Genomic DNA, 25,684 nt, shown 5'->3' on the forward strand with positions numbered 1-25,684 from the left:
GAGGACATTCATATACTCACGAATTGTCGGGTAAGTATTGGACATTTGCACAGCATGACGAAATGCTTTTAAGGCGGCATAATGCAGGTGAAGCATGGGAAGTGTATCAAGCTGGGTACGAGGCCGGGCTCATACGGACGGCAGAGGCGGCTTCGGTTGTTTTTAAGGAGCGTCCCCACTTTGGGGCACGCTCTGGAGTCGGAACGCCACGGGGGGCGTTCCCTACAAATAGAATGGGGATGCTCCTTCATTTGATAACACCACAAGGTAAGGTTGCTGCCAACAAATCAGGCTTTGTAAAGGGCATTTTAAGTAAGATGGTAACCCTTGACGCTTATAAAAAAATCGGCGGAGTGAGTCTGGGGATGCGTTCCTCTGCTGCAATAGTGCAGCGAAAGAACGCAGGTAAAGCAGAGGATGAGAGGTACAGCGTGCTTCCGCAGCAGACGGTGGCCGCAGCCTTAACGGGTACTGTAGATCTGATAGATACCATGGCTCTGACGAGTGACGCAGCTTACCCGGCAGTTCAAGGACATTCATATACTCACGAATTGTCGGGTAAGTATTGGACATTTGCACAGCATGACGAAATGCTTTTAAGGCGGCATAATGCAGGTGAAGCATGGGAAGTGTATCAATCTGGGCACGAGGCCGGGCGCATACGGACGGCAGAGGCGGATTTGGTTGTTGTTGAGGAGCGTCCCCACTTTGTGGGGGACTGTCCCCGCTTTGGGGCACGCTCCGAGGTCGGAACGCCACGGGGGGCGTTCCCTACAAATAGAATGGGGACGCTTCTTCACTTGATAAAACCGCAGGGGGATGTTGCTGCCAATAAATCAGGCCTTGTGAAGGGCATTTTAAGTAAGCTGGTAGCTCTTGGCGCTTATGCAAAAACCAGTGGAGGAAGTCTGGGAATGCACTCCTCTGCTGCAATAGTGCAGAGAAGCACTGCAGGAAAAGCAGAGGCGGAGCGGTACAGCGTGCTTCCGCAGCGGAAGGCAGAGACGGATTTGGTTGTTGTTGAGGACCGTCCCCACTTTGGGGCACGCTCCGAGGTCGGAACGCCACGGGGGGCGTTCCCTACAAATAGAATGGGGACGCTTCTTCACTTGATAACACCACAAGGGGATGTTGCTGCCAACAAATCAGGCTTTGTAAAGCGCATTTTAAGTAAGCTGGTAACCCTTGACACTTACCCCAAAACCAGCGGAGCAAGACTTCGGATGCGTTCCTCTGCTGCAATAGTGCAGCGAAGGAACGCAGGTAAAGCAGATGAGGAGAGGTACAGCGTGCTTCCGCAGCAGACGGTGGCTGCAGCCTTAACGGGTACTGTAGATCTGATAGATACCATGGCTCTGACGAGTGATGCAGCTTACCCGGCAGTTCAAGGACATTTACACACTCAGGCATTGTCTGGTAAGTATTGGCCCTTTGCACGGCATGGCGGAATGCTTTTAAGGCAGCATAACGCAGGTGAAGCATGGAAAATGTACGAATCGGGTCACGAGGACGGGGGCATACGGAAGGCAGAGACGGATTTGGTTGTTGTTGAGGAGCGTCCCCACTTTGTGGGGGACCGTTCCCGCTTTGGGGCACGCTCCGGAGTCGGGACGCCACGGGGGGCGTTCCCTACAAATAGAATGGGGACGCATCTTCACTTGATAACACCGCAAGGGGATGTTGCTGCCAACAAATCAGGCTTTGTGAAGGGCATTTTAAGTAAGCTGGTAACTCTTGACGCTTATAAAAAAATCGACGGAGGAAGTCTGAGGATGGGTTCCTCTGCTGCAATAGCGCAGAGAAGGAACACAGGGAAAGCAGAGGAGAGGTACACCATGCTTCCTCAGCGGACGGCAGCCACGGCTTTAACGGGCACTATAGATCTGACAGATACCATGGCTCTTACGAGTGACGCAGCTCTCCCAGAAGTTCAAGGACATTCACACATTCAGGCATTGTCGGGTAAGTATTGGCCCTTTGTACGGCATGGAGGAATGCTTTTAAGGCAGCATAACGCGGGTGAAGCATGGGAAGTGTACGAATCGGGGCACATGCGGACGGCAGAGGCGGATTTGGTTGTTGTGAAGGAGCGTCCCCACTTTGCCCGCTTTGGGGCACGCTCCGATGTCGGAACGCCACAGGGGGCGTTCCCTGCCAATAAATCAGGCTTTGTGAAGGGCGTTTTAAGTAAGTTCGTAACCCTTGACGCTTATAAAAAAATTGGCGGAGGCAGTGCGGGGACGCGTTCCTCTGCCGCAATAGTGCAGAGGATAAACCAACGCGGGTCAGCTCCCGTTAAAGCTAATGAGCAAGCGCCTTCTGAGCTTGTTTTAAGGAGCAGCCCGCTGCCCATAGAAAAAGCAGGCGCTAAAAATGATAATGCTTTTATAAGCTCAAGGACTGAGGAAAATTCTCCCGGAGAGCTGAAGCATTCCAAAGAGGCAGGTACTACTAAAATAAAGGTTATCAACGAAAGCCGGGAGGATCTTGTAAGAGCAGGCGAAATTGAAATACAGAGTGATAAGCCCGATATTTCAAAATTGGCGGATCAGATTTATAAAAGACTTGAGGAAAGACTGAGAATTGAAAGACAGAGAAGAGGACTGTTCCGATAGGGGGAGGATAAAATGGGGCTGGAAAAGGCGGTTATAAAATACGGTAAGAACCTTAAAGAAGAGGTAAAGGTGCTGTTTAATCCCAGTGAATATGTTATATCCACCAATAACTCGTACCGTGCCCAAATTGCACCGGGAACGGATAATCTTATGCTGCAGTTCATAGGAGGCGGCACAAGCAGCCTTAATATGACGCTGTACTTTGATACTTATACCCAAATTCCCCTTAAAAATACCCAGACAGATTCTATGCAAACAGTAAAGGATTCCATTTCGGGAGACAGAGAGGATGTAAGGCTCTATACCGACAAAATCACAGATCTCATGAAGATAGACTCTGAAACTCATTGCCCTCCAAGAGTGGTGTTCGCCTGGGGCTCCTTGAGCTTTAATGCTGTGATAGAGTCGGTTCAGGAAACCTATACCATGTTTTTGCCCAGTGGCAAGCCTGTGAGGGCAAAGCTTACCGTCAGCTTTAAGGGTATTAAGGAAGCGGCAAATAATGCAAAAAAAACTGTGCTTCATTCTCCCGACAGGACAAAGCAGCGATCCTTGAGAGGAATGGATCAACTGTGGAATATGGCCGGCGAGGAATATGGAGATCCCTCTATGTGGAGGGTCATTGCAAGGGAAAACGGTATTTTAAACCCAAGAAAGGTTGAACACGGCATGGTGCTAAAGGTGCCTTCCATAACTTAAAGGCGGGAGGGTGGAATTTGAATGTCGGGCCAAAGCTTAATGACGAATGATAAATATACCTTTGAAAATCTGTCTTCAAAATATGGTGATTTTAAAGTGCCCACTTATAAGATCAGCATAGACGGAAACGATTTACTGTCTGCCGAGTCACTGGTTGTGAGGGAGCTTAAGATAGATCTTACGTGCGAAAATGAGGCAAGCGGCTGTGTGCTTGAGGTTTTTGGAGCGTATGATATTGCAAACAGACGCTTTAATCCCCAGATTATGGAGAAGTTTTTTCAGCTCGGCAAGAAGGTAAGTATTGATGCGGGATATATTAAAACGGTAAATGTGTTTAAGGGATATATTTCCGGTGTGGTGCTGCGTATGGGGAATGAGGCTGCCGGAATAAGGGTTGAATGCACCGATGTCAAGGGCATAATGATGAATACCAGAACTACCGAGCAGCGTACTGAAAATAAGCTGGATGACGTGGTTTCCAGTATATTGGGAAATCAGGCTTATAATAATTTTTGCGAGGGAACACAGGTTGATTCCATTAGTACACCCGAAAGAAAGATAGAAGTAGCGGGAGAAAGTGATTTCGATTTTCTTGTACGGCTTGCGGCAAGGATAAATTATGAGTTTTTTGTGTGCCAGGGAAAGGTCTATTTCCGTAAGCCCATGCCGTTAAAGGCTGCTGTAATCAGCCTGGAATGGGGATATAATATTTTGAGCTTTGAAAGAAGAGCATCTCTTGAGGGACAGGTGCTGGAGCTGGAGGTAAGAAGCGCTGATGTGGACAAGGGAAAGATGATATCGGGCATTGCGACGTCAAATGTTCAGATGAGCAAGGGGCCGTCTGCAAAGAAAGCCTTGCAGAAGCTGAAAAAGGTTGTTGTCGATTCCTCTGTTGGCTCGGAGCAGGAGGCACAGGAGAGAGCAGAGGTGCTTTTGAAGAAGCTTAACCAGAGCTATGTTACGGCAAATATAGAGTGCATAGGAATTCCCGAGATTGTGCCCGGAAGGTTTATAAATGTTAAAAAGCTGGGAAGCGATCTGGATGGCGATTATTATATTTTACGGGTTACCCATAGCATAAACGAGTCTTTTTTTTCAACGTTAATTGAAGCGAGGTTGGGTGATTAATGGGGATTTATGATTTGCTGGATGATGCAATTGAACGGAGAGATTCCAGAAATGAGGCGGGAGAGCCTGTAATACACGGCGTAATGATAGGCGTGGTTATGGAAAACAACAATAAGGATTTTCCCGGAATGATTAAGGTGGAGCTTCTCGTCAGAGAGGCAAAGCGCAATATATCCGACTGGATGAGGGTTGCCGTTATGTACGGCGGAAGCCAGTGGGGAATGTATGCCCTGCCCGAGGTTGGCGATGAGGTGCTTGTAATATTTGAACAGGGAAATATAAACAGGCCCTATGTCATAGGAAGTATTTACAAGACGGATGATAAATTCCACAAAAAGGCTTTTAATGAGAATAACAATATAAAGGGCTTTAATACCCGTGGGGGACATGAGGTAACCTTTTATGATGAGGATGGCAAGCAGTATATTGATGTAAAAACCCCAAAGGGGCTTAATATACGTATGGATGATGAGAAAAATACAATGACTGTGACCGATAAGGATAAAAAGAATTGTGTTGAGATTGATGTTGAAAAGGGTAAGGTAAGCATTAAAGCGGAAAACGGAGTGCTGCTCACCAGTAATTCTTCCAAAATCAATATTCAGGGGGATTCAAACAGCATAGCTGTAAAGAGTGACGCCATAAAAATTGAGGGAAGCAATTCCATTAAATTAAAGGCTCAGTCGCTGGACATAGAAGCGGGTATGCTGAATGTAAAAGCCTCAAATGTATTGAATCTTAAATCTGACGGTGTGGCGAACCTTAAGGGCTCGCTGGTTAAGATAAATTAGTGCGTGGAGGTGGGTTTTTAAGCTATGGCTGACACTAATGGCTTTTTAGGAAGGGGATGGAAGTTCCCTCCCTCTATAGACAGTATCACAGGCAGATTTAAAACGGTTGAATATGAGGAGGATATTAAGGAGGCCATATATCTTATTCTCATGACAAAATATCATGAGAGGGTTATGATGCCGGAATTTGGCTCCAATATACATGAGTATGTGTTTTCTCAGAAGGATTTTACCGTATTGAACCTTTTAAAGCAGGATGTAAGGGATGCATTAATACAGTGGGAGCCACGTATTATTAATCTGGAAGTGGAGATTTTACAGGACGCGTTGGAAGCGAATAAAATAAATATTCATATAAAGTATGAAGCCAGAGCTACCAATAATCCTTTTAATCTTGTGTACCCTTTTTATATAAATGAAGGAATAGGGGAGAAATAGGGGGTAGGGAGCTTTGAATGTACCGGATATTGATAGAAGGACTAAAAGGGATATTATTGAAAAGATATCCGAGCTGGCCCGCAGCTACCTTCCCGAGTGGAGGTTTACCGAGGAAAACCCCGATATAGGCTCGGTTATTGCCATGATTTTTGCGGATATGTTTGAGGGCACGGTAAAAAGATATAATAATGTGCTTTATAAGCATCATATCGCATTCTTAAACAATCTCGACATAGCAATAAAGCCGTCGGTGCCTGCAAAAGGAGTGGTATGCTTCGAGCAGTCGGCGGATTTTATAACGGGGGTATATGTTCCGTCTAAAACAAAGCTGATTGCCGGCACCGGGGGTGCGGGAGGCAGTGTTATTTTTGAAACTCAGAGGAGCGTATTTGTTACTCCTGCCAAAATTTCAGGTATTATTTATCACTCTCCTGCCAATGACAGCATCGCTGTGGCATATGGCGGAAACGAGGATATAACGGCAAAGAGAATAAGCCTGTTTGATATAAATTGCGGTGAGAATATACAAAAGCATTTTTTTGCTTTTTGTCATAGATTTGTTTTAAACGTAAATGGAAGCTGCGGTATAAGGCTTGCATTCCAGCACAGCGAAGGCGGCATAGGCAATAAGCTTATGGAGTGCATTTCAGACAGCCGCCGAATGAGATGGCTCTACTATTGCTCAGGGGAATGGAAGCCGTTTGATTATGCGGGAATTGAGGAGGATTTTATTGTACTTAAGGGGGACAATGTCTCAATTGCCGAGGAGGAATATGAGGGGTACAGGAGCTGCTGGATTGGCTGTGAAGCAGTCGGCATGAAGGACATGGAGCCTCTGGGAATTAAAAGCCTTAGAATAAAAACCCTTAAGGAGGACATTTCTCCCGAGGTCATTTATGCAGATGATACTGAACAGGCCATAGAAAAATTCCAGCCCTTCGGAGAGGAACTGTCTCTTTACAGAGAATGCTATATCGCGTGCAGAGAGGCGTTTTCAAAGGCCAACGCAAAAGTAACTCTATGCTTTACCCTGTCCTATACCGAATTGGAAAAGGAGTTTATTTTGCCTGTGCCCCCGGTGGAATGGAAGCTGATTATGAAAAAGCCCGAGGAGGCATATTACATCGAAAAGCTTCCCGTGGTATGCGACAGGGTAATATGGGAATATTGGAACGGTCTGGGCTGGGCGAGGCTTGATTTGGACGGAGGCGCGGAAACTGTATTTAATAACAGCCGATCAGGTGAAATCAAGCTTTCCTTCAGGTGCCCCGAAAGTATACGGGCTATTCCTGTGAATGCCTATGATACGCACTGGATAAGAATGAGGCTTGTTTCCTCCAAAAACATATTTCAAACCAACTGCCGCCATTATGCACCTGTTATTTCCGGACTTCGCATTGAGTACTGCTATGAGGGCAGCGGACTTTTGCCTGAAAGAGCGCTTGCGTGGAACAATACTGTTAACCAGGATATAACACAGTCTTTGGCAAGCGGGAGCGGAGCGGTGCTGTTTAGAGGCGGACAGGGTAAAAATGTGCTTTACATTGGGTTTGACCGATATCCCGAGGGGTCTCCCATCAGCATATATTTTAATATAGACGGTAAGTCGGCAAGTGACGGCAAAAGCTCCGGCGAAACCGGAGGCGTGCCCGTGCTGGAATGGGAATATTATTCCTCTGCGGGCAAATGGAAGGAATTTAAATTGTCCGACACAACAGGGGGCTTTTCAGATCCCGGTATTGTGACGCTAATTATACCGGAGGACTTTGCGGATACTGAAATATTCGGGAGAAAATGCTTCTGGCTGCGAATAACAGATGCAGATAATGAGAATGTAAGTTCAAGGAGGGTTCCTTCCGTACAGGGCATTTATATAAATTCCGTCGAGGTTCTTAATGAGGAAACCATGGAAGAGGAGATATTCTTTGTTGAGGAAAAAAAGCCCGGTTTTTCAATAAGGCTTTCACGGAAAAACATTATTAGCCTAAAGGTAATGGTGAATGAGCAGGGGGCTTCCTTAAGCCCATCATCGGACGAATATTTGGATGCTGTGCGCAGACATGATATAGAGATAAAAAAGGATTCTCAGGGAAATGTCAGCGGAGTATGGAGGGCGTGGGATGAGGTGGACAGCTTTATAGGCTCACGGCCCGGTGACAGGCATTACATTGTTGACAGAATAACAGGGGAAATACTCTTTGGAGACGGCAAGAAGGGCATGATTCCGCAGAAACGCTATGATGAGGCAATCAGAGTACTTTACAGTTCGGGCGGAGGAAAAAGCGGAAACCTTTCTCCCGGCAGCATTGACCGAATGGCGGATGCAATGAGGTTTATAGGCAGGGTATATAATCCTGCTTCCACTCATGGAGGAAGCAACTGCGAGGATGTTGACGCCGCTGTGAGGCGCGGAGCAAACATTTTAAAGCACGGAGGCCGTGCGGTGACCGAGGAGGATTTTGAAGCCCTTGCAATGGAAGCCTCAAGAAGTATTGCAAGGGTGAAATGTGTATCCAATATAAATAGAGAAGGGGTATTTAGTCCCGGGCAGGTTACGGTAGCCGTTTTAATGGAGGAGTTTGATAATTGCCACAGCGCGTTTTTGGCACAGAAAGAGAGCATAGAGAGCTTTTTGCGCGACAAGGCAAGCTGCACCCTTTGCAATGGAAGAATCCGGGTAGTTAAGCCTGTATTTCTTAAGGTGTCTGCCAAGCTTTGGTTCAAGGTTAAAACGGCGGAAAATATATATGAAATTCAGCGCAGGGTAAAAGAAAAAATAATGGGGTTTATAGATCCAGTAAAGGGCAATTTTAATAACTGCGGGTGGAATATAGGAGAGCTTCCCAACAGGGCACAGATTTTTTCCTATGTTAAATCAATGGATATCGAGGGGAGTATAGAAAGGCTGATTTTAACTGTTTCGGATGCGGAGGATGCGGCCGGGGTGGAAACCCATATGGCTGATCTTGCGTACAACCCCTTTTATATGGGGATTAACGGACAGCATGAGGTTACAGTTATTTACGGATAAAATTAAGGAAACTGAAAGGAGGGATATAATGCTCCCTTTACCAAGGCTTGATGATGAATCCTTTGAAGAGATTTTTGGAGATGCCAGACGCCAGATTCCCGGTTTGACATTGGAATGGACGGATTTTAACTATCATGATCCGGGAATTACTATTCTGCAGCTTTTATCATGGCTCAAGGAAATGCAGCAGTTTTACCTTGACGGCATTGGGGATGTGCATACCGTTAAGTACCTCAAGCTGTTAAATCACATGCCAAGAAAGGCTCAGAGCGCGCATACCGACGTGTATTTAAGAGATGTTGAAGGGGACATTATTCTCCCGCGAGGAACTAAATTTGACGCACAGGGTGTGGTGTTTGAAACGGAAAGACCGTTCTTCCTCCCGGCAAACACAATTGAATGCCTGCAGTCGTTCCGGGGAGTCAGGTGGGAGGACATTACACATATACTTGCGGAAAGAGACGGCTTATCCGAGTATGCCTTCGGAGAAAAGCCCCAAAATGAAAGTGAGCTTCTCATAGGCTTTAAAAAAGCTCTTCCGGCAAACAGCCCATTGCTTTTGCATATACAGCTGGTTGAAAAAAAGGGGCTAAAACGAAATGCGGAAAACGGAGAGGAAATGTATCCTCTTGCCCGGCTCAAGTGGCGGTATTGGACAGACGGCAGGTGGGAGGATGCCACCGTTATAAGGGACGAAACCCTTGGAATTATAAGGGATGGCTATATTGAGCTTACGATGGATGAGGATATCGAAGCGTCTGTACAGGGAGAATGCCCCCATGAGCTTTACTGGGTAAAGTGTATCCTTAACTCATGCAGCTACGACACAGCTCCAAGGCTTGAAAGAATATCCATTCACTCTGTGCCGGTAATACAACAAAATACATTAAGTGAAGCTGTTTATTTCGATGGGACGGGCACGGACAGGCAGAGTTTGTGGATGGACAGCTTTCTTTCAATTACGTGCAGCCCAGAAATACAGGTGCTTGGGAAGGATGGCCTGTGGTATACGTGGCACAGCTTTTATGTTGAAAACAATGAAGACGGGTGGTTCAGAGCTGTTGTTGTTATGCCGGATGAAAACGGAAGCGTGCCGCCTGCCGGAGTGCGCAACATCCGCGTTATTTACACAAGCAATGAAATGGCTGACAAAAGCATTGTTGCAGGCAGTACTGGCTATCCGGGACAAAAGTATTCAATAGGTGTTGAGGGGATAGTATACGAAAGCTTTGAGCTGCAAATAGGAGTTCCGTCAGGAGACGGAATGCTATGGCAGGATTGGGTAAAAACAGAGGATTTACTGATGCAAGGCTCTGGAGACAGGAGCTATAGTCTGGATGCCGGGAGCGGGCGGATTACTTTTGGAGATGGGGAAAATGGGGCGATTCCATGCAAAGGGATCGACAATATAAGTATTATTTCATGCCGGCAGTCGAGTGGTCTCAGGGGCAATATAAAGGACGGCAGGATAAACCGGGTATGCACCGGCGGAACCGATATGGAGGGTATTCTAAAAGGGGTTGTGGCGACGAATAAAAGATCCGCCGAGGGAGGAATGGATGAAGAATCCACTGAAGAGGCACTTTTAAGGCTTAAGGAAGGGTTTGGAAGGGAGAGCAGAGCCGTGACTGCCGGGGATTATGAGAATATGGTTATGAACACCCCCGGCCTTATCATCTGCAAGGCCAGAGCTATACCGGGCTACAGGCCCGAAATGGGATATCTGGTTAAAGAAGAATCGGGAAGCTGCATAACTATAGCGGTAAAACCCTACTCTGATTACACCCTCAGGCCGGAGCTCAATGAGGCGTATCTTTACAATATAAAAAGACATTTAGACAGGCACAGGCTTATTACTACCGAGGTGCATGTAATTCCCCCAAGGTATATAGGTATTCATGTTTCATGTGTGGTTGAGGTGAAGCCTTATTATAAGGACATACAAAAACGTCTGGAGGATTTTTTAAGGAAGGAGCTGGATGCTGTGCAGGGGGGAAGGGATTTCGGGCAAAGCATTGAGTACGGCGATATATACGGAAGGCTTGAGCTTATGGACTGTGTAAAGCATATTATAGCTCTTTCAATTGAACCCCGTGGGGCAGATGTAATCAAAAAATATGGTGGAGATATTGAAATACCTCCCCATGGACTCATCTACCCCGAGGTGATTGATATTGAAATTAAGGAATAGGGGGAATACATATGGAGGGTGCATATACGGACAACGAACTGAAAAAAATGACTCTTGCGGGCGATTTGTGGAGAGCCGGCTTCCGGGATAACTTTATTGTGGATTCCTCCGGGTGTATGGTATTGGAAAGCAGCATAAGGAAGGGCATTTTTTTCAGCAGGTCGGTGGATATGCTTGAAAGTGAAATGACCTATAACAGAATGGTGATTAACGCGGTATATTCTCAGCACTCAAATATACAAATAAGAATAAGGGCCTCGGATAACGCTTATATGTCTTACAGGGGCGGGCTTATACAGGTGGATGATTTTCTTGCAGAGCCGGAGGTGGACACAGGGGAAAAGCAGGAGCTGTTTGAAGGGAAAGACAGTATACGCTGTGAAAGGCTTTCCGACATCCTTTTGCACAGGCTTAAAGGAAGGTATATCTGGATCTGCCTTAAGGCTATTGATACAGGCGAGGGGGAGGTTGTATTTAAAAGCATACACATTGAATTTCCCCAAAAATCATTTATTGAGTACCTTCCCGAAATATACCAAAAGGACAGCGATTTTTTAACGCGATATCTAGCGGTATTCCAGTCGGTATATACCGATATGGAGAGAAGCATAGACAGGCTTCCCATGCTGCTGGATGCCGATGCGGTGTCGGGCGGATTTTTGGATTACCTTGCCTCATGGCTTGGAGTAAATAATGAAGGGGCTATACTAGACACCACTCAATTTAAGTATATTGTTAAAAACGCTTTGACGCTGAACAAAGCAAAGGGTACCGTATGGAGCATAATTGACATGGTGAGGCTTTATACCGGAGAGGAGCCGTATATTATAGAGTTTTTTGAGCTTAGGGGATATGCCAAAGGCAACAGGGAAAGAGAGCTGCTTTATCACAGGCTGTACACCGACAATCCGCATACCTTTTGCATTGTGCTTAAAAATCAGGAGGTATTTGAACGGGGTGGAAAGCTTGAGGAGCTTTCATGCCTTATAGAGAAGGTAAGACCTTCGCATACTGTTGCGCGGATTATTGTGCTTAAGCAAGGGATAAGACTGGATATGCACAGCTATATGGGCATTAACTCAAGGCTTCATATGCACACCGCCGGTTCTATAGGTGAAAATACAACAATGGACGGAGGGTTTTATCTTAATGCTTAACGTTTATGTTAAGACCTTAACGCTTGCGTTAAGACCTTAACGTTGACGTTATATAGTTTAACCTTTTACATATAGGATAACGGAGGATGTAAAATAATATCCTCCAGAATAATTTCTACTCTAACTATAGAAGCATGTATACATGTAGAAGGCGCTTGTGATTTTGGTTGGATTAAATCATATCCCGGTCACGCATTCCGGGGAAATTATTATTCCGGATATTATTTTACATCCTTTTTAGAGAGTTTGTATCCTAATTTATATAAGGTTAAAAAGAGGGGAGGGTGAATATGTACAAGAAGGCTTCACATGGAGGAAGCGGTAAGCAGCAGGATGATATTTTTCATGATGCCGGGCAGCAGCTTCCTCCGATCCAGAAAAAGAGCGAAGGCAATTCGGGCTTTGCATCGGGGCTGCCTTCGCAGATGATGTCTCAGTATGAGGGCATGTCGGGCATTGCGCTGGATGATGTCAGCGTGCATTACAATTCCGGCAGGCCCGCCGCTATGGGTGCTCTTGCGTATGCGCAGGGGAGCGAAATACACTTAGGGCCGGGGCAGGAGAAGCATCTGTCCCATGAGCTGTCCCATGTTATACAGCAGAGGCAGGGAAGGGTTAATTCGTATACTCAGGTGGGAGGAGTTAACATAAACAGTGACCCGCGGTTGGAGAGTGAGGCAGATAATTTTGCCGCACTGGAATCCAATACCCGGGCCTTAAGGACATCCTTCACACATTTGGAGGGTGATTTGGGGGAGCCCTCTTCAGAAGGGGTACAGAGAAAGCTTGATCCCGACAGTGCCGTTATGGTGCAGCTCTGCGGAAAGGGTAAAACAGGGATCACGACGTCGCCTGTTTTTGCTACCCAGACATTATTTGATTCCCACTACAAAAAGCATGTCGCTGAGTTTGGGAGTGTTACACAGGACCAGTATTTAAGCGGTGCACAGAGCTTGGTCGGCTCAAGCCCGGGAAGCGGTGTTTTATCAAAACAAAGAGCCGATGGGGACACGGTTTTTTACAATCCGACGACTAATGAATTTGCTATATTAAGTGGTTCAAAGGAAATAAGGACTTACTTTAAACCGTCAGGTGGGTTAAACTATTATAATAAACAATAAAACAGGGAGGATTATTCTAAATGGAAAAGTATAAATGTGTTTGTTGCGGAAATCGGACGTTGGGCAGTGAGCCCCCCGGAACATTTGAAATTTGTCCTGTTTGCTATTGGGAAGATGATAATGTACAGTTTGAGGATCCGGATTACCCGGATGGAGCAAATAATATCAGCTTGAAGGAGGCGCGGGAAAATTACAAAAAAATAGGCGCGATTTCGGAAGAATTTTTAGAAGACGTCCGTAAGCCGTCGGAGGACGAGATTTGTTAATAAAGGAAATGGAGCTTTAACAATGCTTTGCTATGAGGACTTTTTTGACGGAAAAAATACGGGTAAGCCTTACAGGGGCTGGGAGGATCAGGCAGGGGACTACATGCTTGCGGTGGATATGGCCTTTCTGGCGGTGCCGGAGTGTGTAAAGGCGGATTCGTCGGCAAGAACTGCCCTGCTTAAGGCCACGGGACATATTGCCGAAAGGGAGGAGGCATCTGCAAGGGAAGGGATCTTTCTTCCCGCGGAGCATATTGCCGAGGCCTTTGGACTGTCGGGCTTTGAAAAATTCTGCATGTTTTTGGCACTTCTGCCCGAGCTGGACGGCAAGTATGAAAGGGCGTATGGACAGCTTCACGACAATACCTCCCAAGCGCTTGCCACAGTGGGGCTCGCTTCAAGGCTGTACCGCCTGCTTTGGGAGCTTCCGGCCGGAGGGGTGCTGATGCCGTCGAGGGTTTTCTTTAAGTACATACTGGAGGATATTAAGGAAAATTCCTCTGTGTCAAGGCTTTCACGCATTATACGTCTGAGTGATAAGGTGTTTGACTTTCTGACCGCAAGGGATTCCGAAAACAGCTTTCCTGAGTATGGCCTCCGGCTTGAGTTTCCCAGCAATCTCCCCACGCTTTATTTAGGGGAGGAGATACAAGACAAAATATGCTCCATTCTTGACAGCTTATCGGAGGACGCTCGGGCTGGGAAAACGGCATTGTGCCTTTACGGGCCTTCGGGAGCGGGCAAGAGGCTTCATGTAAGACATGCCGCCAGACATATTAATATGCCTGTGCTGTGGTGCGATGCCTCAGTGCTGAAAAAGCAAATAAATAATACTGTTGATATTGCTAAAAATATCATTTTTTACAGCATACTGTATAAGGCCATACTGTGCCTGTACAATTTTGAGCTGCTTGAGGGCGGTGATGAGAATGCGGCAAGCCATGTTTTAAGCAGGCTTGCCGATAATGTGGATGCCTTGTTTATACTGTCCTCAAGGGAGTGGAGGCCGGAGTCGGGGAGTACTGCATACACTACGATAGCACTGCCGATTGACATACCCGGAGGGGAAAAAAGGATTGAGCTTTGGAGAAGGCTGGCGGAAGGTGCTATGCTTGATCCTTGTGTTGACCTTACAGAGCTGTCAAACAAATTTAATTTTACTCCCGGTATGATTGAGAGGGCCATAAGAGAGGCAATATCTGAAGCCCGGGCCGCCGGAGAAGCTGTTGGCAGCGGAATGCTTTATAAGGCATGTATACGCCAGTCCTCAAACGGCCTCGAGAGTAAGGCTTCAAGACTTAAGCCCGCCTTTGCATGGGAGGATCTTATACTGCCCATAGAGCAGAAGAACATGCTTTTGGATGCCTGTAACCATATTAAATACAGGCATGTTGTACTTGACCGATGGGGGTTCGATAAAAAGCTTCCTTACGGAAGAGGCTTAAGTATTCTTTTTTATGGGCCTCCGGGAACAGGTAAGACAATGGGAGCGCAGGTGCTGGCCAATGAGCTGGGCCTTGAAATATACAGGATTGACCTGTCTCAGATGGTAAGCAAATACATAGGAGAAACTGAGAAAAATTTAAAGGAGGTTTTCGACGAGGCGTCGAATACAAGCGCTATTCTGTTTTTTGACGAGGCGGACGCACTGTTTGGAAAAAGGGGAGAGGTACGGGATTCCCATGACAGATATGCAAATATGGAAACCTCCTATCTCCTGCAAAAAATGGAGGAGCATGAGGGAATAACCGTGCTTGCAACCAATCTTCTGCAAAATTTTGATGAGGCTTACCGCAGGAGATTTAAGTTTATGATCCATTTTCCCATGCCGGATCAAAGCACCCGAAGGAGGCTTTGGGAGGAGGTATTTCCCAAACGGCTGCCCCTTGGCCCTGATGTTGATCTGGATTTTATGGCGGAGCGCTTTGAAATTTCAGGCAGCAGTGTAAAAAACATTGCGGTAGCGGCGAGCTTTCTTGCCGCCGCAGAAGGCCGGTGTGTTGAAATGAAGCATATGATGAAGGCTCTTAAAAATGAGTTGGCAAAAGCGGGAAAGGTTGTCGTGAGGCAGGATCTGGGCGGATATGGGGATTTGCTTTAGATCACGCAGAAGATAGCCTGCCAAATTTGTAATGGACAGGGACAATGCAGACTGTGTGAAAACTATTTTGAGTGAAATTTCAAGCTATAATTCTTGCAAAAATGTAGCGGAGGAATCTTGGGGACGGATTCGTACGCTTCCTAAAGCGTAGCGAAGGACCGAAGGGAAAGCGGACGAACCGTACCCCATGATGCCGCAGCGGTGGCGGGCTGCAATTTTTCTCGCAGGTTCAGCGTTTTCACACAGTCTGAATGCTCCTTGTCTCAGATGAATGGAGGGTAAGACATGTACGGACAAATTTCAAAGCACTCCCATGATAAATATACAGAAGAAGAGGGGATTTATGCCACGCAGGAGGTGCTTCCGGCTGTTCAGAGGAAGGGAAGGGCGGCTGCCGGCGCAAAAGACGGCGGCATGACGGAGCCTCCGCGGGTTTTGACGCCATCCTTTACTCATTTAAAGGGTGATGCAGGCGTGGTGCAGAGAAAGCCCTTTACACAAGAGGATATCATAAAAATGGCAGGTGACAGGGGCTGCCCTAAAGAAGCAATTACAAAAGAAGTCGTGAGTGCTTTGCTGAAGATAGTAAATCCCATAGAGAATAGCTATTACATTTATACCTCCATGTGGAATATGTTCGGCTCATCGGAGCCGCACAATATTATAAACTCGGTATTGGATATGATAAAGGCCCAGTATGATGCAGGAGTGTCTGAGCCTGGAGATGTTATAAATTCCGTATTGACTATGATGCAGGCCCAGATCGGCAAGGGTGGCGACAACAATATAAAAGGGGCCAAGGATGTGGCAGGGATGTTTTCCGATACCGAGCTGTTTGATATAAGCAAGGGAAAGAAGGAGTTTACCTCACTTGCGGGAATAATGAAGGCTTTGGACGGAAAGCAGAGGGCGGTCGTTTTGGGCTGCATGTTGGAGCTGCAAGCCTGCTGTACTGTTGACGGCGTTGGCAAGGTGGTGGAGGGCGCGCTGGTAAATGTAAATAAGAGCCTTCTGGATAAGGGTGCTCAGAACGGAGAGGATTCACAGGTTTATACAGAGGCATTTGTGGAGCGTATGAAAAAGATGACAATCTTCGTAAAAAAAGCATATATCGACATTGAGTCCAGACACAAGGGGAAGTATGAAATTGAGCCCACAGGCTCGGATCCGCATGAGGGAGGGAAGCATGCTCTGTTCCTTGTCGATAAGGAGAATGGTGAAAAAAGGGTATACAAGCCGAGGTCAATGGCGGTGGACAATGCGCTGACAGGAGCGCACGGGATGCTGGCACTGATAAACGGAAATGAGAAAAATTCCGATTATACTCTTCCGGTAATGGAGATAGACCCCAAGGACAATACCGAGGAGTTTGTAAACAAAAAGGGGAGCTTTACCGAGGAGGAGGCCGGCAGGTATTACTTTAAAATGGGGATGCTGGAGTGTGCCGGCAGCGTTATGGGAGTCACCGACCTGCATCAGGACAATATAATGCCCACTGCCGGCGGGCCTGTAATAATAGATGCGGAATGTGCGTTTGCGTATTTCGGAGGCACGGGATTAAGCGACGCGCTGACAGGCAGCCAGGTTGCGATAGGCCTCCGGGAACCCGTTGCAATGTTTGATATACAGCCCCAAAAGAAAGGGGAACAGCCTGAGAAGTCAACGCAAGCATTTAGTCAGGACGGAGATAAAAATAAATACAGAAAGCAGTATAAAGAAGGATTTAATTTTATGCTCCAAAGACTCAAAAAGCGGTTCGAGGAAAAAGATTTTGTAGATAAGGGTGTTGGAGGTGTGCTGGCAGGGGTGGACAGGGTAAGAGTCGTTCCAGTGTCCACTAAGGATTTTGCGAATATGATGCATACTTATATAGGGGCTGATCTGAAAATCAGACAGCTTGTGATTGAAGATCTTTGCAAGGAGGTATGTGACGATTTAGATAATGGCGAGTATGCATTCAACACAGAGGATAAGGGCGGGGGCATGGAAATAGATAAGAAGCTGCTGGCGGAAGGAATTAAGGCTGCCTTTGATGCACGCACCATACCCGCTTTCGAATTGGATGTAAATAAAGGAATACTGTATATGGACGGTGTGGCAATAGGCAAATCTCCTCTTGGAGGCGACATGAAAAAAGCAATTATGAACAGGATGGGCAAAAAGCTCCAAGGCATGTCCCCCGAGAAAATTTGATGCTTCTGTTGCACTATATATATGTGACGATAAAGATTTTACATAGAGGATATAACTTGCCGGAAGAAATTTTTATTTGACCCATAAGGAATACCTCTAAGAAAAATGCCGATTGACAAACCCAAGAGACTTTTCCCCGCAAGGCACTTTTTCGTTGCTATTAAAAATTTCTGCAGACATTTGTATCCTCTATGATTGTAAAATCTTTATCGCATCCTATATAGAATCAGCCGGTGTAACTGCTTAATTTAACGGAGAATCGGAGCAAAATGCATGGGGAGGAGGTTCAGGCGGTATATGGGAAGTCTTTACAAACGGGATGAGGAAAGGCAAAGAAAGAGAATGGAGGAGCCGGTAAGCTTTTTTGCTCCTCATATCCTGAACAAAAAAAGCCTTTTACAGGAGGATTGCTCACAGAAAAAGGAAATAACCCTTATGAAGCTGTCCGACCGCTTTGGGAGTCAGGAAATAAAAGCCGATTTGGAGGGCAGAAGAACGTCCTTTACGGTAATCTCCTCCAGTCCATGCCAGTCGGGTGAGCTTAAGGGGGATATGCGCGCTTTTAACAGGGCGGCGGCGCAAAAGCAGAGGAGGACGGCAGATGCCGATGTACTTCTTGCAGGAGGACTTGAGGAGGGAGCTGTCTCCGTTGAGGCCGACCCCAGCAGCAAATGGACCGACGCAAGACTTAAGCTTATGCGGGGGGACGGCACAAGCCGTATGCTGGAGCAGGCATGTCCCTATGCCGACGATACGCCGGAAAGAAAAAAGCTTGCCGGAGAAAAAGAGCATCTTCAAGCGGTTAGGTGGGAAATCGCCGAAATACAGAGGAAGGGTGCGGGGGCGGGACAGAATAAAACCGCAGAGGGGCTGAGGAAAAGGGAAAGCAGGCTTGCGGCAAGGGTGGAGGCTCTGACACAGCTTATAGGAAAAAAGGATTATATAAGAAGGCTTATGCTTCAGAGATACAGGTATGCCACAAGCCCTTTAAGCGACGGCAGGTTTTTTGCCAGAATAAGGGCGTTGGGGTGCTCCGGGGATATGCCGGGATATGGTAAATGGAGAGAAGGTTTTAGTGAGCGGCTGGATGAAGCGCAAAATGCTAAAGCAGGCTGCGGTGAAAGCGGTAAGGCTGATTTAGTGCGGGAACAGGCGGGTTTATAACCCGCCCGTCAGGGCATCTGAATAGAGGTCTGGCCGGGTGAGACAAAATCTATTACTCCTCCCCAGGCGCACATCAGCTTTGAGGAATTGTTGAGCGCAGGCTTGTTACCCACCATTACAGTAGGGGCTCCCGGAGCCCATGGAGCGGTGGTAACCGGGATGCAAGGCTGGGGAGTGAGCACGCCCATTGCCGCGGAGGTTGCCGCGGCAACGGCGGGGTTTGCCATGCTGCTGCACATTCCAAAGGGGAGAATATTTACCATAGGCTTATTATCCATAATAGTGGCAATGGGCTGAGAGGTCATTGCCTGATTCTCGGGAAGCACCATTAGAGAACACGGAGCCGCCCCGAAGGTGCATTTCATATTGGCACCACCGCAAACACAAAGTCCCATTTTATATAGCCCTCCTTAAATAATATGTTTTACCAGTCAACAACTTCATTAAAATGCTTTATACAGCCCCGTGAAAGGGAGATGTCTCTAAAATACGAGTTCACTCCGTTAAAGGCATGAAGCTGAACCTCCATGACATCCGGGCTTTCAGGGCTCGCTATGTAATCCACGGGGATGAGAGCACGCCCCAAAAAATCGCAAACGGAGGAGTAAACGCGTTTAACCATACAGCCGCAAGAAGGCACCTTGCGAAGCGGCCTGTCAATCCTGAAGTCAGTACTGTCCTTTCTGGAAGAAAGGCTGAAGACAAGAGGTGAATCGCCTTCGTCAGGAGAAGGCACCGCAAGTGTAAAGCCTGTATAATCAACGCCATAGGGATTCGAGAGTGAAGCGTATGCCTCATTGTCCAAGGTGTTGATGGATTTTAATTTGACAGCTCCGTCCCTAAAGGGTGCATACAGCTCTATGGCAAGGTTTGCGGCGGGGATTCCGCTGCTGTGGGTAAAACAGGCACTGTATGCCGAAGCACCCGGCGGGACAGGATAATTCAGTCCCGGAGTGAGCCTTGCCGTTATAATGCTTTTGCTTTCAGATGGGACGGAAAGGCCGGAAATAACATAATTACAGTAATAGCGGGAACAGATTATGATTTGCAAATCCCGCGACTCTTCCATATCAACAAGTACAAAAAAACCTTCGGGCTTTCTGATGTGAGAAATTCTTTTTCCATTGCTTAAAAAGAAAAAGGAGGCGTCATTCAATACCTTTCCCGTGAAATCGTCTATCAGCCTGAAAACCGCGCTGACAGAGCGAAGCATTTTAATATGGCAAGCCATTTTTAAGCTCCTTTCCATGAACATTTAAGCCTATCTCCGTTACACGGCTTGTATGTGAAACCCGTGTTGAGTCAATCAGAACGGGAGCGGCTTTATAGTACAGTGCAAGCCTTGAGGTGCCACCTGAGCCCGAACTGCTCCACAGCCTGCTTTTATCCTCAAAGGATAAAAAATTGGGAGACAGAGATATAACCTCATCCGATGCATTGGCACCGGGTTGTATATGCGAGATTTCAAACACAGGGCTGTCATGAAGCACCTGCATTACTCTGCCCAGAATACGCTGTTCATCTACCGACTTTGATGATATATGAGACTGGGAATTTACAGTCAGCATATAAAATAATGTGACAGCCATAGGAGGGAAACGCCTTGCATTTTCGCCAAGGCTTATCATTTCAAGCCGGGGGTAATCTCCATCCTCCTGAATGTCATAAAGATGTACGCCCACAACATAATCTCCTTTTTCAAAGGCAGGGCATAACAAAATGGACTCAGGAGCCTGCACCGGCTCGGGGCATAAGCTTTTGCGCAGAAGCTTTACAATGCTGTTTCCTAAATCCGCTATGATTGAGTAATTTGCCATAAGTTTACACCACCCTTTTTGTTTTCTATTTAAAGAGCTTTTCGACTGTTTCGTCCATGCCCTGAGGATAGATGAGCGGCTTGCTCTTTTTCCCTGCCGGAATCCATGAATAGCCCAATTCTGCGGCTACGTAAGAAATGGGGGCATAAATAACGCCTTGTGAGGCAACCGCCTTTCCCGGCAGCTTTTTTGTTTTTCCGTCTATAACTATGTCGGTACTGCCGCTTTTAAACACCATAGAGGCTTTACCCTTTGCTATGGAGGCCGTGCCGGTGCTCCTCTGCCATACATACCTTCGCCCGGTAATTTTCGCCAGCTCCTTAAGGCTGACATAGCCCGTTTTACCTATGAATTTAAAGTCCTCCGCGGTGTAATCATAGCCGGAAGAAGTCAAAAGCGCCAAAGCATCGTCCTGCATGCTTTTAATCCAATCCTTAATTGCGGAATATTCGGTATCCTTCCCAAGCCTATCGAGAAGAAGAATTTTTAAAAGCATCTGTTGGGAGGAGCCCGAAGCGGCGCCTGATTTTGATAACAGGCTGTCAAGCCGGGACAGCAGAGCGTTCTTTAAGGCATCTGTACTGCCCGGCGGCTGCTGGGATATGGAGGCTGCTTCAGCCAGAGCTTCCAGTTGTCCTTCAAGCTTTTGGAGAGACGAGGACGGGGGAGAGCCCAGCTCCTTTGAAATGTCCTTCAGCTTTGACAGTGCGTCGGTGAATTTATTCTCATTTAAATCCTTTTTAAGTGAAGCAGCCGCAGCTTTGACCGCATCATTTTTAACTCCCGACAGGAGGCTGTCAAGGCCGGAGGAAACAGAGTCCTTCAGCTTGGATATATTGGAGCCGGGGCCCGATGCCGATTCCAGAAGGGTGTTTATGAGTAATTCAATGGCTTTCAGGCTGTCACAATCTGTTAATCTTCCTTCGGCTTCCGCTTTCCCCAGCTTGCTCTGCACCTTTGAAAGATCGGACTTTAAAAGGGGAAGAGAGGTGCCGGAGGCGGAAGGGTTACCCTTTAGCATATCCGAGATTTCATTCATTTTAGACAGGGCATCGGGGAGGCTGTTTTTATCCAAATGCTCCTCGAATTCTGAGAATAAATCGGCTATGGCAGCATTAATTGCAGAGGATACCTTATCTGTAGCATTGCTGCGGATGCTGAGGGAGGTATTCACCGATGCCAGAAGATCCAAAAGCTCTCCCGCCAATATGCTGTCACCATTGCCAAGAGCTTCCTCAAGCCGAGCCTCAAGCTCCTCCTTTTGTGCAAGCAGCTTTGCCTGCTCCTGACTTGCAGACTCATACATATCGGATCTACGGGCCGAAAGCTCGTCTATTTCAGACTTTATGGACTGGGCCAGAGAAAGATTACGGCTGTCGAGGGCGGTAAGATAATCCTCAGCCAGATCGGAAATTTTATCGTCGAGGGCTTTGAGCCCTGATGAAAGGCCGGTTGCTATCTCCTGCTCCCTTATAAGCGAAATCTCGTTATTAAACCAGCTTACAAGCTCCTTAACAATAACGAGGGTGTCGTCATGAACGTCATCCTGAGGTATTTTAGGTATGGTATCTAAGCAGCCCTTCATAACGGAAGACAGATCAGCTTGCAGCAAAGCAGAGTCGCTCTCTCTTTCCTTTATATACCATGTAATGGATTTCACATCCGAGATAAGGGATGAAAGCGCCGACATATGCTCCGCCTTTATAGAGCCCAAAACAACAGCGGGCTCCCCTGAAGCTACCGCTGCCCTATAGTCCTCCGGCACCCCTGCCGAGCATATCGAAAAAAGCTCTCCGCAAGCGGCGGTTAAAAGAGGCTTTAATATGGAAAGCTCAAGAGGTATATCAAGCTTAAGCCCTTCTAAAATATTCTGGACAGACATGTATTTTTGGAGGCTTATATCGGCTTTGTCATAGCTTGAATCAATTGCGTGACGGAGCACCTCTTCTGAATATTTAATTTTCTCCCTTCCAAGTGAGTCTGCGGGAAGCGAGCCGGGCTGTCCCGTTTCAAGCTCCGATATTTTTTTGTTCACCGCATCCAGACAGGAATAGTAAGCGGAGGAAAGATCCGATGCGGCAGCTTTTTTACCGTCGGAATCCGTTATTTTTGTCTCGACAAAGCTTATTTCGGAGTTAAGCCTTTCCCCTGCTTCCCGGTAACAAAGAAGTGTTCTCGAGCTGTTCATCAAGCCTTTTAGCTCTGTAACGGTGTTAATCCAGTCCTCACGGGCATTGCTTTCCTTCAGGTGGTTTATATATTTTTCGATTGCGTCCATTTCCTGGGATATTCTTTGCAGCTCCTGTGAATTAAACGGCGCCGCTATAACACGCTCTATTGACTGAAGCTTTTTGCGGTTTTCGCCCGTTTCTTCCTCTTTCAATGCCTCTATAAGCATTTCCCTTCGCGTTTTAAGCTCCGCCAGCTCAGAAAGGGTCGAAAAATCCGAGGGGTCGTTGATTTTATGTATGTCTACCACCCTCCCCGTATCAAGCTCTATTGTTTTTCCGTCCTCCTTGGTCCAATGGGTCAGTGTAAGGGCATCAATAACGGAGTTTTTTACAGGTGTTCCCTCATGTGAAATTTCCGAAAAGCCGGAGGCGTTTGAAATATCAAACCACGCCCCTTGGGCAAACTCCGATTTATAATATACGCTTTGCTGCCCGCCGCCACTGTCTGAGGCTATTGACAGAAGCTCGGAGTTCAGTGCCTTTATATGAATAAGGTGAGTGCCTATAATAAGCGTGCCCGAGGGTATATCGGAGGCGGAGGGGCGAACACCGGCACCATGTGAAGTAAAGGCGCCGGGCGGAAGTATGCCTGCCGCCAACGTAAACAATATAATAAAAGCCGTAAATTTCTTCATTGTCTCTTTAAGCATTTTAAACCCTCCATACAGCCGATTTGACGGCATCATTTCATTTTAACAACCTGCGAACCCATGTCATTTACAATCACAGCGTCACCAAAAGAGCCTTCCTCACTGTCATACAGCCTTAGAATAAGCTTTTCGGGAGAATAAAAAATTATAGATAGATGGGAAAGGGGAGTGTCGATAGGGATTTTAGAATCGCCTATTTTGCTTCCCGAATCTGTTTCCAGCTCATAATATGCCATATCCCATTTTTTATCCATTTGCAGCACAAGACGCGAGGTGTATTTGTCGGCGTTCTCTATGACGGCCCAGCTTCCGATGAGTGAGCCGGAGGCAGGGCGCAAAATATCCTCCTGTCCGGCTTGGGGCGTTACAGGCTGAAGCGCCAGCACACCGCCGTAATCGGCGGCATCAATCTCCGAGGTATATATAAGACTCTCCTGCTTGTACAGCTTAACTATAAGCTTTGTGGTGCCCTGATATGCCAGCGGAAGGTGGGAGATGGTTTTGTCTGTGGAGGTGCGGGAACCTATAAGCTTTCCGTCTTCTGTACACAGCTCATAATGAGTTGCATCAATCCCCATGCCTTCAGGAATGGACACCCCGAAAATAAACTTGTATTCGTCAATAAGAGTGTTAAGATACCATACGGGTTTGCTGCCGCCGGACTCCTCCGTGACCCAGGAAATTCCCGAGGCGTATTGCCCGCCCTCATTCGCCGATACTCCCGACAGCAGTCCCGATACCGCTCCGGCTGTAGTGAAATCAAAGCTTGCCAGTGATTTATTATATGCAATCAGTGACGACAGCACCATGCTTTCAGCCGAAAGCACATCATTTTTTGCACTTTCAACATCTGTGAAGGAAGCATCGCCCGTAAGGTTCAGCTTTTTGATGCGCTCATACTGAAGCCTTACCCTGTCTGTTTCATTTAAAGAGCCGGTATATGCCGACCAAAGCTCAAGGAGGCCGTTAAACTCATCCCCAATCTGCGATGACAGAGCCTTGCGTGCCTGCGCCTCTTCCTTTGCGGCTGCCTCCCTTTCCATAAGCGCAACGTAGAGGGCGTATTTCCGGTCGTCAAAATAACGTATGCCGCTGAGCTCACCCCTTAGCCATTCCTTTGGGATGCTTATTGTTATAAATAAAATTCTTATCTTGAAGGAGCCTTGATAAGGCCTTTCGATGTTGTCTAAAGCAGCCTCATACTTTTCCCTGAACGTTTCAAAGTCGATTGGCCCGTTTTTTGCTATTTCATTTTCAATTGCGCCAACCATTGAGCCCCAGCGGTTGTTGTAAATATTTCTTAGCAGCTCAACATTGGTGCTTGAGATTTTATGGGCAAGCTCGGTCTTGTACACCTTATAGTCATTTTTCAATGCGTGCTCAATGACGCTTCCCAATTGCTTTCTTTGTAATTGAAGCTCGGAAAAGTCCTTGCTGAAGGTGTAGGAGCTTGTGACATCCACGCCTGTAATTTCCGAAAGCTTGTTTTTTGCATTCTCAAAACGGATCAGGCTGGTTTGATACTCCTTTTCAAGCTTACCGATGCCGGACTCAGCCTCTTCCACGTCGGACTTATTTGCGTTTCCCGTGAGGTAGTCCCTGCTTAATCTTGAGTAGGTGCTTTTAGCCGATGCAATGCGGTTTTCCAGCAGGAGGCAGCCTTCCATCAGCTCAACGGTATTAAAATATGCTGTTTTGCACGACATAACGGCAGTTAGCTTAGCTTGTGCCGCCTTCCTCTGAAGATCCTTTAAATCTGACTGTATTTTAGGAACCTTCATTAAAAGATCTATTTCCTTAGGCAGAGCATGCTGCTGAGGGAATTTGATATTAAAAAGGAGAGAAAACTGAATGGTGTTTTCTTTTTTTCTTATATCCCGAATTGCCTGAATGGCTTGTTTAAGCTCTATGTTTTTTAGCTGCGTATCATTTTTTGCTTTACGCACCTCATAGCTTGTGCTTACCGCACAGTCCACTGCCTGAGCAAGCGTAAGCACTCTGGGATAAACGGCGGCTCTGCATGTGCTGCCGGGCATAACAAGCGTCAATATAATTAAAATTGCCGTTAACCGGCTCCTTTTCATAAGCGGT

At 46.9% G+C, this 25,684-nt stretch carries 18 protein-coding genes; 13 read left to right on the plus strand and 5 right to left on the minus strand.

The annotated features are described in order from the left end of the window. From DFR58_RS21955 to DFR58_RS17390, 13 genes are all read left to right on the plus strand, one after another. Positions 1–2,615 (plus strand): hypothetical protein (locus tag DFR58_RS21955; RefSeq protein ID WP_170138206.1); only part of this gene is annotated, 2,615 nt, incomplete at its 5' end. A gap of 12 nt (positions 2,616–2,627) precedes the next feature. After that, entirely contained in the window at positions 2,628–3,314 is a 687-nt protein-coding gene (locus tag DFR58_RS17335; protein WP_114299120.1) for a CIS tube protein, read from the plus strand. A 39-nt stretch (positions 3,315–3,353) separates the two neighbouring features. Further along, the gene (locus tag DFR58_RS17340; protein WP_147273202.1) at positions 3,354–4,442 is read left to right on the plus strand and encodes a phage late control D family protein; all 1,089 of its coding nucleotides are present in this window, start codon (positions 3,354–3,356) and stop codon (positions 4,440–4,442) included. Next, positions 4,442–5,233 (plus strand): phage baseplate assembly protein V, encoded by a 792-nt coding sequence (locus tag DFR58_RS17345; RefSeq protein WP_114299122.1) that lies wholly within the window; start codon positions 4,442–4,444, stop codon positions 5,231–5,233. Before DFR58_RS17340 ends, DFR58_RS17345 begins: the two co-directional genes overlap by 1 nt. Before the next feature lie 24 nt (positions 5,234–5,257). Beyond that, positions 5,258–5,671 carry a GPW/gp25 family protein gene (locus tag DFR58_RS17350; protein ID WP_114299123.1) on the plus strand — a complete coding sequence of 138 codons (414 nt, stop codon included), beginning with the start codon at positions 5,258–5,260 and terminating at the stop codon, positions 5,669–5,671. A 13-nt stretch (positions 5,672–5,684) separates the two neighbouring features. Beyond that, positions 5,685–8,702 (plus strand): baseplate J/gp47 family protein, encoded by a 3,018-nt coding sequence (locus tag DFR58_RS17355; RefSeq protein ID WP_114299124.1) that lies wholly within the window; start codon positions 5,685–5,687, stop codon positions 8,700–8,702. Positions 8,703–8,730: 28 nt separating this feature from the next. Further along, the gene (locus DFR58_RS17360) at positions 8,731–10,893 is read left to right on the plus strand and encodes a baseplate J/gp47 family protein (protein WP_170138207.1); all 2,163 of its coding nucleotides are present in this window, start codon (positions 8,731–8,733) and stop codon (positions 10,891–10,893) included. An 11-nt stretch (positions 10,894–10,904) separates the two neighbouring features. Beyond that, positions 10,905–12,050: a phage tail protein gene (locus DFR58_RS17365; protein WP_114299126.1), complete on the plus strand. Its 1,146-nt coding sequence runs from the start codon at positions 10,905–10,907 to the stop codon at positions 12,048–12,050. Between the two features lie 290 nt (positions 12,051–12,340). After that, positions 12,341–13,171 (plus strand): eCIS core domain-containing protein, encoded by an 831-nt coding sequence (locus DFR58_RS17370; RefSeq protein ID WP_114299127.1) that lies wholly within the window; start codon positions 12,341–12,343, stop codon positions 13,169–13,171. Between the two features lie 20 nt (positions 13,172–13,191). Then, positions 13,192–13,437, plus strand: coding sequence for a CPCC family cysteine-rich protein (locus tag DFR58_RS17375; RefSeq protein WP_114299128.1), 246 nt, complete (start codon positions 13,192–13,194; stop codon positions 13,435–13,437). A 22-nt stretch (positions 13,438–13,459) separates the two neighbouring features. After that, a complete protein-coding gene (locus tag DFR58_RS22430; RefSeq protein WP_114299129.1) occupies positions 13,460–15,538 on the plus strand; it encodes an ATP-binding protein in 2,079 nt (692 codons plus the stop codon). Positions 15,539–15,823: 285 nt separating this feature from the next. Continuing rightward, positions 15,824–17,731: a DUF4135 domain-containing protein gene (locus DFR58_RS17385; protein WP_114299130.1), complete on the plus strand. Its 1,908-nt coding sequence runs from the start codon at positions 15,824–15,826 to the stop codon at positions 17,729–17,731. Between the two features lie 297 nt (positions 17,732–18,028). After that, positions 18,029–18,895, plus strand: a complete 867-nt coding sequence (locus tag DFR58_RS17390) for a hypothetical protein (protein WP_114299131.1) — start codon at positions 18,029–18,031, stop codon at positions 18,893–18,895. Positions 18,896–18,903: 8 nt separating this feature from the next. On the opposite strand, the gene DFR58_RS17395 is transcribed toward DFR58_RS17390, so the two are convergent. From DFR58_RS17395 to DFR58_RS17415, 5 genes are read right to left on the minus strand one after another with little or no spacing between them, the layout of a single operon-like run. Continuing rightward, positions 18,904–19,290 (minus strand): DUF4280 domain-containing protein, encoded by a 387-nt coding sequence (locus DFR58_RS17395; RefSeq protein ID WP_114299132.1) that lies wholly within the window; start codon positions 19,288–19,290, stop codon positions 18,904–18,906. 29 nt (positions 19,291–19,319) lie between these two features. After that, a complete protein-coding gene (locus DFR58_RS17400; RefSeq protein WP_114299133.1) occupies positions 19,320–20,150 on the minus strand; it encodes a hypothetical protein in 831 nt (276 codons plus the stop codon). Continuing rightward, on the minus strand, positions 20,110–20,712 hold the full coding sequence (locus tag DFR58_RS17405; RefSeq protein ID WP_114299134.1) for a Pvc16 family protein: 603 nt from the start codon (positions 20,710–20,712) through the stop codon (positions 20,110–20,112). Before DFR58_RS17405 ends, DFR58_RS17400 begins: the two co-directional genes overlap by 41 nt. Before the next feature lie 25 nt (positions 20,713–20,737). Beyond that, positions 20,738–23,593 (minus strand): copper amine oxidase N-terminal domain-containing protein, encoded by a 2,856-nt coding sequence (locus DFR58_RS17410; RefSeq protein WP_170138208.1) that lies wholly within the window; start codon positions 23,591–23,593, stop codon positions 20,738–20,740. Positions 23,594–23,625: 32 nt separating this feature from the next. Further along, positions 23,626–25,677: a TolC family protein gene (locus tag DFR58_RS17415; protein ID WP_114299136.1), complete on the minus strand. Its 2,052-nt coding sequence runs from the start codon at positions 25,675–25,677 to the stop codon at positions 23,626–23,628. Positions 25,678–25,684 lie beyond the last annotated feature (7 nt).

It is taken from the genome of Anaerobacterium chartisolvens, from assembly GCF_003337415.1.
Taxonomy (GTDB): domain Bacteria; phylum Bacillota; class Clostridia; order Acetivibrionales; family DSM-27016; genus Anaerobacterium; species Anaerobacterium chartisolvens.